14 protein-coding genes are annotated in these 13,457 nt (G+C 64.7%); 10 read left to right on the top strand and 4 right to left on the bottom strand.

Going from position 1 to position 13,457, the window contains the following annotated elements:
* Positions 1–11 precede the first annotated feature (11 nt).
* The 4 genes from CS1BSM3_RS03195 to CS1BSM3_RS03210 form a co-directional block, all read right to left on the bottom strand.
* Positions 12–1,193, bottom strand: a complete 1,182-nt coding sequence (locus tag CS1BSM3_RS03195; RefSeq protein WP_072385515.1) for an acyl-CoA dehydrogenase family protein — start codon at positions 1,191–1,193, stop codon at positions 12–14.
* Positions 1,194–1,210: 17 nt separating this feature from the next.
* Positions 1,211–2,152: a hydroxymethylglutaryl-CoA lyase gene (locus CS1BSM3_RS03200; protein WP_072385516.1), complete on the bottom strand. Its 942-nt coding sequence runs from the start codon at positions 2,150–2,152 to the stop codon at positions 1,211–1,213.
* 20 nt (positions 2,153–2,172) lie between these two features.
* Entirely contained in the window at positions 2,173–2,973 is an 801-nt protein-coding gene (locus CS1BSM3_RS03205) for an enoyl-CoA hydratase/isomerase family protein (RefSeq protein WP_072385517.1), read from the bottom strand.
* Between the two features lie 151 nt (positions 2,974–3,124).
* Positions 3,125–3,856: a GntR family transcriptional regulator gene (locus CS1BSM3_RS03210; protein ID WP_072385518.1), complete on the bottom strand. Its 732-nt coding sequence runs from the start codon at positions 3,854–3,856 to the stop codon at positions 3,125–3,127.
* Between the two features lie 113 nt (positions 3,857–3,969).
* On the opposite strand from CS1BSM3_RS03210, the gene CS1BSM3_RS03215 reads away from it, so the two are divergent.
* The 10 genes from CS1BSM3_RS03215 (at position 3,970) to CS1BSM3_RS03260 (ending at position 13,315) form a co-directional block, all read left to right on the top strand.
* A complete protein-coding gene (locus CS1BSM3_RS03215) occupies positions 3,970–4,266 on the top strand; it encodes a UxaA family hydrolase (protein WP_244540411.1) in 297 nt (98 codons plus the stop codon).
* Positions 4,267–4,278: 12 nt separating this feature from the next.
* The gene (locus CS1BSM3_RS03220) at positions 4,279–5,481 is read left to right on the top strand and encodes a UxaA family hydrolase (protein WP_072385520.1); all 1,203 of its coding nucleotides are present in this window, start codon (positions 4,279–4,281) and stop codon (positions 5,479–5,481) included.
* Positions 5,482–5,565: 84 nt separating this feature from the next.
* Positions 5,566–6,132, top strand: a complete 567-nt coding sequence (locus CS1BSM3_RS03225; RefSeq protein ID WP_072385521.1) for a GNAT family N-acetyltransferase — start codon at positions 5,566–5,568, stop codon at positions 6,130–6,132.
* Positions 6,129–7,301, top strand: a complete 1,173-nt coding sequence (locus CS1BSM3_RS03230) for an enolase C-terminal domain-like protein (protein WP_072385522.1) — start codon at positions 6,129–6,131, stop codon at positions 7,299–7,301. Before CS1BSM3_RS03225 ends, CS1BSM3_RS03230 begins: the two co-directional genes overlap by 4 nt.
* Before the next feature lie 17 nt (positions 7,302–7,318).
* The gene (locus tag CS1BSM3_RS03235) at positions 7,319–7,624 is read left to right on the top strand and encodes a YciI family protein (RefSeq protein ID WP_072385523.1); all 306 of its coding nucleotides are present in this window, start codon (positions 7,319–7,321) and stop codon (positions 7,622–7,624) included.
* A gap of 8 nt (positions 7,625–7,632) precedes the next feature.
* Positions 7,633–8,643: an Ldh family oxidoreductase gene (locus CS1BSM3_RS03240; RefSeq protein ID WP_072385524.1), complete on the top strand. Its 1,011-nt coding sequence runs from the start codon at positions 7,633–7,635 to the stop codon at positions 8,641–8,643.
* Between the two features lie 114 nt (positions 8,644–8,757).
* The gene (gene dctP, locus CS1BSM3_RS03245; protein WP_072385525.1) at positions 8,758–9,801 is read left to right on the top strand and encodes a TRAP transporter substrate-binding protein DctP; all 1,044 of its coding nucleotides are present in this window, start codon (positions 8,758–8,760) and stop codon (positions 9,799–9,801) included.
* A gap of 119 nt (positions 9,802–9,920) precedes the next feature.
* On the top strand, positions 9,921–10,577 hold the full coding sequence (locus CS1BSM3_RS03250; RefSeq protein ID WP_210188739.1) for a TRAP transporter small permease subunit: 657 nt from the start codon (positions 9,921–9,923) through the stop codon (positions 10,575–10,577).
* Positions 10,564–11,871 carry a TRAP transporter large permease gene (locus CS1BSM3_RS03255; protein ID WP_072385526.1) on the top strand — a complete coding sequence of 436 codons (1,308 nt, stop codon included), beginning with the start codon at positions 10,564–10,566 and terminating at the stop codon, positions 11,869–11,871. Before CS1BSM3_RS03250 ends, CS1BSM3_RS03255 begins: the two co-directional genes overlap by 14 nt.
* Positions 11,872–12,016: 145 nt before the next feature.
* Positions 12,017–13,315: an MFS transporter gene (locus CS1BSM3_RS03260; protein ID WP_143149055.1), complete on the top strand. Its 1,299-nt coding sequence runs from the start codon at positions 12,017–12,019 to the stop codon at positions 13,313–13,315.
* Positions 13,316–13,457 lie beyond the last annotated feature (142 nt).

The following is a 13,457-nucleotide window of genomic DNA, read 5'->3' on the forward strand; positions in this document are numbered from 1 at the left end:
CTTCCTGGATGTCAGTAGCTGCGCGGCATGCCGAGGACGTTCTGGCCGACGAAGGCGAGAACCATGTTCGTGGAGATCGGCGCTGTCTGATAGAGGCGTGCCTCGCGCCACTTGCGCTCGATGCCGTACTCGCGGGCATAGCCGAAACCACCGAACGTCTGCAGGCAGGCTTCAGCCGCCTTCCACGCCGCGTCTGCCGCGAGCATCTTGCCGATGTTGGCTTCTTTGCCGCATTCGAGCCCGGCCTCGAACAGCGTCGTACCGCGGCGAACGACCAGCTCGGCTGCCATCAGCTCGGAATAGGCACGCGCGATCGGGAACTGCACGCCCTGGTTCTTCCCGATCGGATTGCCGAACACGACGCGCTCGTTGGCGTACTCCGTCGCGCGGCGGATGAAGAACTTCGCATCACCCAGGCATTCCGACGAGATCAGCAGGCGCTCGGCGTTCATGCTGGAGAGGATGTAGCGGAAGCCCTTGCCCTCCTCGCCGATGAGCGCATCCGGCGGCACCTCGAGATTGTCGAAGAACACCTCGCAGGTGTTGTGATTGATCATGGCGTCGATCTTCTTGATCTCGACGCCGCGGCCCTTGGCCTCGCGCAGATCGACGAGGAAGACGGAAAGGCCGTCCGTGCGCCGCTTGACCTGATCGACGGGCGTCGTGCGCGCGAGCAGCAGCATGAGATCGGAGTGGAGCACGCGGCTCGTCCAGACCTTCTGGCCGTTCACGACGTACTTGTTGCCACGCTTCTCGGCGCGCGTCTTGAGCTGGGTCGTATCGGAGCCCGTAGTCGGCTCGGTCACGCCGAAGGCCTGGAGACGCAGCTTGCCCGAGGCGATTTCGGGGAGGTACTTGCGCTTCTGCTCTTCCGAGCCGTGCTTGAGCACGGTGCCCATGGTGTACATCTGCGCGTGGCAGGCGGCGGCATTGCAGCCCATCTCGTGGATGGTTTCGAGCACCGCGCAGCCGGCCGAGAGCGGCAGACCCGAGCCGCCGTACTCCTCTGGAATGAGGCAGCCGAGGTAGCCGCCATCCGTGAGGGCCTGGACGAACTCGGTCGGGTACTCCGACGCGGCATCGAGCTTCATCCAGTATTCGTTCGGGAACTGCTCGCAGATGGCGCGGACACCCTCGCGGATCTCCGCCCACTGCGGGTCGATCGGCATCATCAGCTCGTCGGAACTCGTCATCGATACGTGCTTCCCTGTTATTCAGCAGCCATGCGCCGCGTCGGCGGATTGAAGCCTTTCGGCAATCCGGCCCGGAAAATCGTGCCGTAGAAGCTCTCGTCGGGAAGCGCCGTCTCGGCAATGCGGCGCGCCTCGCGATAGAGCTCGAGATCGACGCCCGTCCTGATCCCCTGCTTCTCGAGCATGAAGACGAGATCTTCCATGACGATGTTGCCGGAGGCGCCGGGCGCGAACGGGCAGCCACCGAGGCCGCCGGTCGAGGCATCGAAGCCGGTCACGCCCGCTTCGAGCGCCGCATAGGCATTGGCGAGGCCGAGACCGCGCGTGTCATGGAAGTGGCAGTACACGGGCTTGCCCGCGGCGAGCTTCACGACCTCATCGAAGAGGCTCTTCACTGCGCCCGGGCCTGCGTAGCCGACCGTATCGGCAAGCGTGATCTCGTCGGCGCCGAGCGCGAGATAGCGTTCCGCGAAGCTCACCACGCGCTTCGGATCGACGCTGCCCTCGATCGTGCAGCCGAAGGATGTCGCGAGGCAGCCTTGAATGACGACCTCCTTGTACTCGGGCTTTTCCTTGCGCAGCGCGACCACGCTCTCGAACTCGGCGAAGGATTGGTCGGGCGTCTTGCGGACGTTCGCGAGATTGTGGCCCTCGGAAACCGAGAGCACGAAGTTGATCTTGCGGATGCCCGCCGCGAGCATGTTCTCAGCACCCTTGCGGTTCGGCGCGAGCGCGCACATGCGCGGACCCGGAACATCGAGGGAAGCCTTCGCAACCTCGGCCGCATCGGCGAACTGCGGGATGACCTTGGCGGGGACGAAGTTCGTCACCTCGACCTCGGGCACGCCCGCGGCCGCGACGGCCTTGAGCCACTTGATCTTGGTCTCGGTCGGCACGAACGACTTCACGAGCTGCAGGCCGTCCCTGAGACCGACCTCGCGTACGATAACTTTCGTCATGGCGTCTGCCTCCTCAGATCTCACTGGCCTTTGTAGACCGGCTTGCGCTTCTCGTTGAAGGCGTTGATGCCTTCCTGGCGATCCTCGGTGACGACCGTGCGGTTGTAGGCCTCGATCTCGTAGGCATAGCCGTCCGCGCGGCCGAGGTCGCTCGCGCGGTCCATGGACTTCTTGGCCTGGCGCACGCTGACCGGCGCATTGCTGGCGATCTTGCGCGCGACGGCCAGCACCTCGCTCATGAGCTCGGCACCCGGCACGACCTTGTTGACCATGCCCCAGGCAAGGCCGTCGATCGCGGTGAAGGGCGTGCCGGTGAGAATGATCTCCTTGGCCCGGCGCACGCCGACGGCTCGCGGCAGGTTCTGCGTGCCCATGAGCCCGGGCATGATGCCGAGCGTGACCTCGGTCAGCGCGAAGCGGGCGTGCTCGGCGGCGTAGACGAAATCACAGGCGAGCGCGATCTCGAGGCCGCCGGCATAGGCATGGCCGTTGACCGCCGCGATGATCGGCACCGGGCAGTCCATCATCGCGCGGCCGATCTGCTCGACAACGGCGTGCTGCTGGCGCCATATCTCGTCGGTCATGCCCTTGCGCTCTTTGAGGTCCGCGCCCGTGCAGAACCCGCGATCACCGGAACCGGTGATGACAAGGCAGGCCACCTGATTGGGGTCGATGTAGAACTGCATGAAGCAGTCGCGCAGCTCCCGCATCATCTGCGTGGTCATCGCATTGAGCGCATCGGGGCGGTTCATTGTGATGATGCCGACCTTGTCCGGGCCGATCTCCAGCTTGATGGTCTCGTAGGCGGGGTGTGCTGCCATGCGTCGTCCTATCCGGTCCGCTGTTGGCGCCTGAGCGCGCGTTCGCTGTTGGCGCGCTTGAGCGCGCAGGGGAAATTCATGTGCGCCCGGAATATCGCGCCTCGCCCGCTTTGGCCAGCCGGATGGTGCCGTAGGGCTATGCACGGAGCCTTCAGAGGCGCGCGAAATAGTGGGCGCGGTCCAGATGAGCATGGCTGAGCCGCCATTCGATGCGCCGCCCGCTCAGATCATACGTAATCCGGTCGATGGCGAGGATAGGAGACCCTGGCTTCACGTCGAGGCGTTCGGCGAGCCGGGCCGTGGCGGCGACGGCGGTTACCTGCTCCTCGGTGCGGGCCACGTGAATGCGATAGCGCTTCTGGAACAGGTCGTAGAGCGTATTCGGCATCTCGGCCTCCTGCGCCAGCCCCGGAAAGAGAGCCTCCGGCAGGACAATGCGATCATCCATGAAGGCGCGGCCACCGCGGGTCCTTATGCGCGAGATGCGGATCACCCTTGCGCCCTCGCCGAGCTCCAAACGCTGCCGCTCGGCCGTGCTGGCCTCTCCGGTCGTAACCCGCGCCGGCTGGCTGTCGGGGAGGACCTGGGCGCCGCTCTCGTCGTAAATATTGAAGAAACGGAACAGCATGTGCGCGGGCGTGTGCTCGGCCACGTAGGTGCCGCTGCCCTGCCGGCGCACGACGACCTGCTCGGCGGTAAGTGCATCGAGCGCCTTGCGCACCGTCCCCTGGCTGACGCCCAGCTCCCGCGCGAGCTCCATTTCTGCGGGAATGGCGGTCCCGGGGGGCCAGTCCCCGCCCATGATCCGAGCCAGGACGATGGCCTTGACCCGCGCATAGAGCGGACCGCCATTCTCTTCCGGCTCCAAACGAGGCTTGCGCACGACCCTGATCCCGGCTAGGTCATTGTCACCTGCGAAGTCTTATATAAGACTTTGCCGGACGCGTCATGTGCGGAAAGCAAACCCGCCGCACGCCACCCAGGGAGAAAGGGCCCGTGTCCAAATCCAATATTCCCCAGTTCCTGGTCCACAGCCCCGAGGACAACGTCGGCGTCGTCGTCGTCGAGGACCTCAAGGCCGGGACCAAGATGCTCGGTGTCATCACCGAGAATGACACCACGATCCACGTCACCGCCAAGCACGACATCCCGATCGGCCACAAGGTGGCGCTGAAGGATCTCAAGGAAGGCGACACGGTCATCAAGTACGGCGAGGACGTCGGCCGCATGATCGGCAACGCCAAAGAGGGCGAGCACGTGCACGTCCACAATCACAAGACCAAGCGCTGGTAGGAGTGAGGCCACATGGCAACGAAGAAGGGTAAGTCATCGGCCGGCAGCTCCAACCTCTCGTTCTGGGGCTGGCGCCGCGAGAACGGCCGCGTCGGCGTGCGCAATCACGTCATCATCCTGCCGCTCGACGACCTGTCGAACGCGGCGTGCGAGGCCGTCGCCAACAACATCAAGGGCACGATGGCGCTCCCGCACCACTACGGGCGCCTGCAGTTCGGCGAGGACCTCGAGCTGCATTTCCGCACGCTCATCGGCGCGGGCTCGAACCCGAACGTCGCCGCCGTCGTCGTGATCGGTATCGAGGATGGCTGGACGGACCGCGTCGTGAAGGGCATCGCCAAGACCGGCAAGCCCGTCGTCGGCTTCGGCATCGAAGGCCACGGCGACATCGCGATCATCGCCAAGGCCTCCTACAAGGCCAAGGAGTTCGTGCAGTGGGCCTCCGAGCTCAAGCGCGAGGAGTGCGATATCTCCGATCTCTGGGTCTCGACCAAGTGCGGCGAGAGCGACACGACGACCGGCCTCGGCTCGTGCCCGACCGTCGGCAACATGTACGACAAGCTCATCCCCAAGGGCATCTACGGTGTCTTCGGCGAGACGAGCGAGATCACGGGCGCCGAGCACATCTGCGTCAAGCGCGCGGCGACACCGGCGATTGGCGAGAAGTGGATGAAGACCTTCAAGGCCTATCAGGACGAGGTCATCGAGGCCAACAAGGTCGATGATCTTTCCGAGAGCCAGCCGACGAAGGGCAACATCGCGGGCGGTCTTTCCTCGATCGAGGAGAAGGCGCTCGGCAATCTCGAGAAGATCGGCCGCAACTGCACGTTCATCGACGTGCTGAAGCCGGCGGAGGCGCCGGCCAAGGGTGCCGGCCTCTACTACATGGACACGTCCTCGGCCGCGGCCGAGTGCGTGACGCTCATGGCGGCCGGTGGCTATGTCGTGCATACGTTCCCGACGGGCCAGGGCAACATCATCGGCAATCCGATCGTGCCGGTGATCAAGATCTCGGCCAATCCGAAGACGCTGCGCACCATGCCCGAGCACATCGACGTCGACGTGACCGGCATTCTGCGCCGCGAGATGACGCTCGACACGGCGGGCGATGCGCTGATCGATATGATCGTGCGCACGTCGAACGGGCGCCTGACGGCGGCGGAGGCCCTCGGCCATCGCGAGTTCGTCATGACGAAACTCTATCGCAGCGCATAACGTCGCCGGATTTTGCTCTGCACAGTGAGCGCTCAACCCGGCCCCGGGTTGAGCGCTTTGCTTTTTTTGGAGGTCCAGTCTCCCATGCAGCTCGTCGTCCCATCCATGGACCACCTGCCCTCCTACGTTGCGGCGCTGGAGACGGGCTGGTCGCCGAACAATGTCCGCAATGTCTCCGGCGAGCAGCTTGCGGCGATCCGGGAAAATCCTGCGGCGTTCATCGCGGGTCTCAGCATGCAGGGCGGCACGATCACGCTGCCGGATGGCAGAAACGTCCCCAAACTGCCCTTCATTGCGCGCTGGATATGGGACGGCGAGTTCTGCGGCAGCATCTCACTGCGCTGGCAGGAAGGCACGGACGCGCTCCCCTCACACGTGCTCGGCCACATCGGCTATGCCGTCGTGCCCTGGAAGCGGGGACGCGGCTACGCGACCGAGGCGCTCCGGCAGATGCTGATCGACGCGCGATCCCAGGGCCTCGGGCGGCTGGAAATCACGACCGACCCGGACAATCTCGCCTCACAGCGCGTCATCGGGCGCAATGGCGGGAAATACGTCGATACATTCGTCAACGAACACTTTGGCCCCGAGCCGCACCTTCGCTATGTTGTCGACCTCAGCACACCCGTAACACGAGAAGAGATCCGATGAAGATCACCCGCATTCGCGATGCCGTCGCGAAGATCCACTCGCCCATGCGCAATGCCGTCATCTCCTTCGACAAGATGACGATCAGCCTCGTCGCGGTCGAGACGGACGTGATCCGCGAGGGCAAACCGGTCATCGGCTACGGCTTCTGCTCGAATGGCCGCTACGCGCAGTCCGGGATCATCCGCGAGCGTCTGGCGCCGCGCATTCTCGAAGCCGATGCGGCCAAGCTGCGCGACGAAGCTGCCGGCACGTTCAATCCGCTGGCCATCTGGACGGCCATGATGAGCAATGAGAAGCCCGGCGGGCATGGCGATCGCGCCTTCGCGGCCGGCGGCATCGACATGGCCGTGTGGGACGCGACGGCAAAGATCCTCGGCAAGCCGCTGTGGCAGCTCCTCTCCGAGCGCTGCAACGGCGGCAAGCACGACGAGAGTGTGCTCGTGTACTCCGGCGGCGGCTACTACTACCCCGGCAAGGAGAAGCAGGGCCTGCAGGACGAGATGCGCCAGTGCCGCGACCTCGGCTACAAGCTCATGAAGATGAAGATCGGCGGCGCGCCGCTCGCCGAGGATATGCAGCGTATCGAATGGGCACTGGAAATTGCAGGTGACGGACAGAACCTCGCCGTCGATGCCAATGGCCGCTTCGATCTCGACACCGCGCTCGCCTATGCGCGTGCCATGGAGAAATATAATCTCTGCTGGTTCGAGGAGCCGGTCGATCCGCTCGACTATCAGGCGCACGCCGTGCTCTGCGATGCGACGACCATGCCGATCGCGACGGGCGAGAATCTCTTCTCCGTGCAGGACTTCCGCAATCTCGTGCGCCACGGCGGCATGCGCACGCACATCGACTGGCTGCAGCCCGATCCCTCGCTCTGCTACGGCCTGACGGAGACGCTGCGCATTCTCGACATGGCGGAGCGCGCCGGCTGGGCGCGGCGGCGCACGGTCCCGCATGGCGGGCATCAGCTCGGGCTGAACATGGCCGTGGGTCTCCAGCTCGGCGGGACCGAGAGCTATCCCGGCGTCTTCAAGCCGTATGGCGGCTTTGCCGACGATATTCCTGTCGTGGACGGCCACACCAAGCCGCACAGCACGCCAGGCATCGGCATGGAGCTCAAACGCGAGATGTTCTCCGAGATGCGCCGCCTGCTGGAATTCACCTGAGATGTAGGAAGCCCGACATGGCCCGCTGGGTCGCACTTTTCGAAGATCATCCGCGCGAGATCGGCGATCCGATCCGCAAGAACCATCACCAAGCCCACTTCGACTATCTCGCCGAGCACAGCGACCGCATTCTGATCGGTGGCGGCCTCCGCCCCGATCCGGATGAGTGGTATTGCGGCGGCCTGTGGGTCATCGAAGTGGAGAAGCGCGAGGAAGCCGTCGCGCTCGTCGAGAACGATCCCTACTTCAAGCTCGGTCTCAGAAAGGGCTATCGCCTCATGATCTGGGGCAAGGCTCCGAACTATGGCCCCGTAACGCTGTAAGTGAGCCCATGACGAAATCCATCACCGCTGCAGAGCTCGAAGCACTCATTACGCGCGCGCTTCAAGCCTCGAATACGAGTGCGGCCAATGCCGCCTCGGTTTCGCGCGCGCTCACACAAGCCGAGATCGACGGCCAGAAAGGCCACGGGCTTTCGCGCGTCCCGAGCTACGCCGCGCAGGCGCGCGCCGGCAAGGTGGATGGGCACGCAACGCCCAAGGTCAAACGCACGCGCGCCGCGACGCTCATGATCGATGTGGCGAACGGCTTTGCCTATCCGGCAATGGACCTCGCCATTGCCGAGCTGCCGAAAGTCGCAGCGGAGACGGGCATTGCGGCAGCAGGCTTCGTGCGCTCGCATCATTTCGGCGTGGCCGGCCGGCATGTGGAGCGTCTCGCGGAGAAGGGTCTCATCGCGCTGACGGTCTCGAATACGCCGCAGGCCATGGCGGCATGGGGCGGCAAACGTCCCGTATTCGGTACGAACCCGCTGGCCTTCGCAGCACCGCGGCGCGACGCGCCTCCGCTCGTCATCGATATGGCCCTTTCGGAAGTCGCGCGCGGCAAGATCGTCACAGCGGCGCAGAAGGGCGAGCCCATCCCGCTCGGCTGGGCCGTTGATGCGAACGGACAGCCGACGACCGATGCCAAAGCCGCACTCGCCGGCACGCTCGTGCCCGCTGGAGGTGCGAAAGGCGCCGCACTCGCGCTGATGGTGGAAACGCTGGCCGTGGCGCTGACGGGCGCGAACTTCGCCTTCGAGGCAAGCTCCTTCCTCGATGCCGAGGGCCCGCCTCCGGGCGCGGGGCAACTGCTCATCGCGATCGATCCTGCAGGCTTTGCCGGTGCCGATACGTTCGCTGATCGCTTCGCTGTGCTCGCCAGCCTCATCGAGGATGACGAAGGCGCCCGTCTCCCGGGCTCTCGCCGCCTCGCACTCCGCGAGCAGGTGGCCGCCGGCGTTATCAACGTAGACGCGAAGCTGCTCGCTGAAGTCGTAGCGCTTGCGGGCGCGAAATAGGCCTCCCTTCTAGTTCCTCCTACGCCGTACGATTTAAGCGGTTGCAGGGTGCTGCCTGTTCGAACTAGGCTACCCTCAACACAAAAAATTGATACCGCACTTGGGAGGAAGAAGATGAGCCTTAAGTACGCTGCCCCGCTTGCCGCGGGTGCGCTCGCTGCGCTTTTAGGCACGGGCGTCACTGCGCAAACTGTCGATGGCCCAGCGGTCAACTGGAACCTCTCGACCTGGGGCAAGCAGCGCGCCTTTACCGCCGGCATGGAGTCGGTCGCCAAGCAGCTCGCCGACCGCACGGGCGGCAAGTTCCAGATCAAGATGCATTACGGCGAGGCGCTCTCGCGCGACCGCGAGAACCTCGACGGCATCAAGCTCGGCGCCTTCCAGGTGGCGCACTTCTGCAACTTTTATCACCCCGGCAAGAACCCCGCGTGGATGGTCTTCACGCTCCCGTTCCTCGATCTCGGCGACTGGGAGATCGGGACCAAGGTCCGTATCGCGATGATGAAGCATCCGGCCTTCATCAAGGACATGGATCAGTGGAATGCCATGCCCTACAAGTCCGGCCTTCTGCCGCAGTACGAGTTCATGGGGAAGGGCAAGCCGCCTGAGACGCTCGAAGGCTGGAAGGGCCAGCGTGTGCGCGCCGGCGGCGGTCTCGGCGATGCCATGAAGATCCTCGGCGCGGTGCTTTCGACCGTTCCCGCGACGGAAACCTACACCGGCATGGAGCGCGGCACGATCGATGCGGTGTCGCTGCCCTACACCTACGCGCACGCTTCCTATCAGCTCCACACGATCTCCAACTGGTTCACGAACAACATGTCGCCGGGCACGTCCGAGTGTGCCGCGGTGATCAACAAGGATGCCTACGCCGCGCTGCCGCCGCAGTACAAGAAGCTGCTCGAGGAAGCGCTGCCGCAGGGCTACAAGGACCAGATCAACGCCTACGTCGAGATCGACAAGAAGAACCTCCCGATGTTCAAGGCCAAGCTGAAGGAGGTCCTCTATTCGGAAGCCGAGCTGAAGCGCTTCCGTGAGGTTGCCGGTAAGCCCGTGTGGGACAAGTGGGTGGTCGACAACAAGGACAAGTTCGACGCACAGAACGTGCTCGATACGCTTCTCGCCGAGATCGAGAAGGCGAAGAAGGAAAAGAAGTAGCTCTCTGATCTCACCGCATGATGGGCCATGGCGGCGCGCCTTTGCGCCGCCACGGCGACCCGATGTGGGGCGCCGTCCATGACCTGCTCGCAAATTCCACTGACCGCAGGAAGCAATTCATGAAGGGCGCAGAAGTCATGGGGACCGCCCCCGGGGAGGGCGGCGCGCTTGGCGCGATCGATCGCGCCGTCCATCTCGTCGAGCGGGGCACCGCACTGATATCGGGGTTCGGCATCTTCCTGATGATGATGCTCGGCGTCGCGCAGATCCTCTCGCGCAAGCTGCTCAATCTGCCGATCCTCGGCTACATCGACATCGTCGAGATCATGATGACGTTCCTCGTCTTCCTCGGTCTCGCCTACACCGAGCGTCTCGGCGGCCACATCCGCATGGAGATCCTGGTCAACTACCTGAAGGGCCGCACGCTCTGGCTCTTCGAGCTGACGGGCGTCATCGTCGGCCTTTTCGTGTGCGCTGTACTGACGAAGTATAGCTGGGATCACGCCATGCGCGCCTACACCTCGGGCGACTCGACGATCGACATCCAGCTCCTCTGGTGGCCCTCCAAGATGGTGGTGCCCGCCGCATTAGCGCTTCTCTTCATACGACTGCTGGTGAGCCTCTGGGGCTACCTCCGCCTCGTCATCGATCCGACGGCTCAACCGATCGGCGTGCCTGAAATCATCGACGTGGAAGAGCAGGCGCGGCGCGACGTGGAAGCGGCCGGCGTCCATCTCAACGGGAACGAGGAAGGCAAGGTCGATGGTCCTCGATAATTTTACGCTTGGCCTTCTCGGCTGCGTCGCACTCCTCGTGCTCGTCGTGGGCGGCGTGAGGGTCTACCTCGCTGCAGCGCTCGTCGGCCTTCTCGGCTGCATCGCGATCATCGGCTGGGGACCGGGCGCGGGCCTCGTCGGCACGATCCCGCACTCGAAGTCGGTCAACTACACGCTCTCCGTGCTGCCGATGTTCATCCTCATCGGCTATCTCGCCTTCTACGCCGGCATGACGCAGTCGCTCTTCGAGGCGGCAAAGGCCTGGATGGGCTGGATGCCCGGTGGACTTGCCATCGCGACGATCTTTGCCGTTGCCGCGTTCTCGGCCGTCTCGGGCGCATCGACGGCCGCCGCTGCGGTCTTCGCGCGCGTCGCCATTCCCGAGATGCTCAAAGCGAACTACGACAAGCGCCTGGCCGCCGGCGTCGTCGCTGCGGGCGGCACGCTCGACGCGCTCATCCCGCCATCGGCGATCATGGTCGTCTATGCGATCATCGTCGAGGCTTCGATCGGCAAGCTCCTCATCGCAGGCTTCATTCCAGGTTTCATCTCGGCCGTCTGCTATGCCGGCATCGTCGTCGTCTGGAGCATCATCAATCCCAAGGTGGGCGCGCCGATACACGGCTACACATGGAGCCAGCGCATCACGTCATTGCCCGGCACGCTGCCGGTCATCGGCGTGATCGTGATCATCTTCTCGGCGATGTTCTTCGGATGGGCCACGCCGACGGAGGCCGGCGCACTTGGCGCCTTCGTCGTGTTCGTGGTCGCGCTCATGAACCGCATGAAGGTCTCCCAGCTCAACGAGGCGCTTCTCGAGACGGCCAAGCTGACCGTGATGATCTTCGCGATCATCTGGGGCATTCTCATCTTCGTGCGCTTCCTCGGCTTTGCCGGCCTTCCTGAAGCGTTCTCGCAATGGGTAGTGCACCTGCCTGTGCCTCCGGTCGTCATCATCATCGGCATGCTCTTGGTCTATCTCATCCTCGGCATGTTCATGGACGCGATCGGCATGATGCTGCTGACGCTGCCGGTGTTCTATCCGGCCGTGATCGCGCTCGGCTACGACCCCATCTGGTTCGGCATCATCGTCGTGAAGATGGCCGGCGTCTGCCTCGTGACACCGCCGATCGGGCTCAACTGCTTCGTGGTCGGCGCCGTCCGCCGCGACATCCCGCTCACGACGGTGTTCCAAGGCGCGCTGCCCTTCGTGATCGCCGACTTCATCGCGATCGGCATCTTCATCGCCTTCCCCGAGATCGTCACCTTCCTGCCGGACCTCATGCTCAACTAGTTTCCCAACGCACCAGGCCCGCGCCGACCGAAACCCAGTCAACCGCGGCGGAGCATTTACTTCGCTCGACATTCGCCGTTCTGATGGCGGCAAGCCGGCCGGCAGAGGGCTCGGCTCGCGCGGCCGTGCCCGGAGGATAGCGACGTTGAGCGACGATATGCACGGCCGCCCGGGAGACGGCGATGCGACGCGCTTCTTCCTGGCGATGATCCTCGTCCTCACGTTCGTCATGAACACGATCGGGCGCGGCGTGACCGAGACGTTCGCCGTGTTCCTCCTGCCGGTGCAGGAGGGCCTCTCCGTCTCGCGCTCCGAGATCACGCTCACCTACTCGATCTACATGCTCGCGAATGGCTGCACGGCGCCCTTCGCCGGCCAGCTCATCGACCGCCTCGGCGCGCGCGCAACGTACGGCCTCGGCATCCTCTCGCTCGGCATGGGCTATTTCCTCGCGGGCTATGCGACACACATCGTGCACTACTACATCTGTGTCGGCCTGCTCGGCGGCATCGGCGCGGCCTCTCTCGGCATGGTCGCGGCCTCGAGCCTGCTGAGCCGCTGGTTCGTCAACCGCATCGGCTCGGTGATGTCGCTCCCCTATGCGGCCGTCGGCGCAGGCATGATCGCGATCCCGCCGCTCGCCCAGCTCCTCATCGGGTGGTACGGCTGGCGCGTAAGCCACCAGTTGATCGGCGCGGGCGTGCTCGCACTCTTCCCCTTCGTCATCATGCTGCCGCTCGGCCGCATCACGGCCGGCTCGCCCGCCTGGCAGGAGCGGCGCCGCGCCCAGTCGGGAACCGCAAACCGCAATCCCTGGCCGGTCTCGGTTGCCATGCGCACGGGCGCCTTCTGGGGCCTCTTCGCGGCCTACCTGTTCACCTCGCTCGCGGCCTATGCCGTGCTGCCGCAGTCCGTCGCGGCGCTCATCGAGAGCGGATTTGCGCCACTGCTCGCCGCCGGCGCCTTCGGCATGATGGGTCTGCTGTCCAGTCTCGGCATTCTCGCCATCGGCTGGATGTCCGACCGCTTCGGCCGCCTCATCACGGTTACGCTGTCCTACGTCATCACGATCGTCGGCGTCCTTGCGCTGATCGCTACCGTGCACGCGCCCTCGCTGTTCCTGATGTACGCCTTCGTCGTCTGCTTCGGTCTCATGCAGGGCGCCCGCGGGCCGATCCTCGTCGCGCTCGTCTCGGTGCTCTATCCGGGCGGCGGCGTCGGCAGCATCTTCGGCGCACTCTCGCTCGGCCTTGGCATAGGGGCGGCCCTGGGATCCTGGGCGTCGGGCCTCCTGCACGAGCTGTTCGGCGGCTATACGGCCTCCTTCGGCCTCGCCGTGCTGAGCTCGATGGCCGGAGCGCTGGTTTTTCTTCTGGTGCCGAGCCTGCGCCTCGAGCGGCTGATGTCGGCGCCGAGCCCTGCCCGGTCCCGCGACGGCGGGTGATGCGCCGGCGTGACACCTACCCCGGGAGCTGACTATTGCCCCCTTGTAATCTGGCACTTGGCACACCAGCTCAGGAGGAACGCCGCCCACGGCCAGACCGTGGGTGTCGTGGTGCCCTTCGGGCATTTCCTCCCTGGACTTG

Origin of the sequence: Hyphomicrobium sp. CS1BSMeth3 (genome assembly GCF_900117415.1) — a bacterium.
In the GTDB taxonomy this organism is placed as follows: domain Bacteria; phylum Pseudomonadota; class Alphaproteobacteria; order Rhizobiales; family Hyphomicrobiaceae.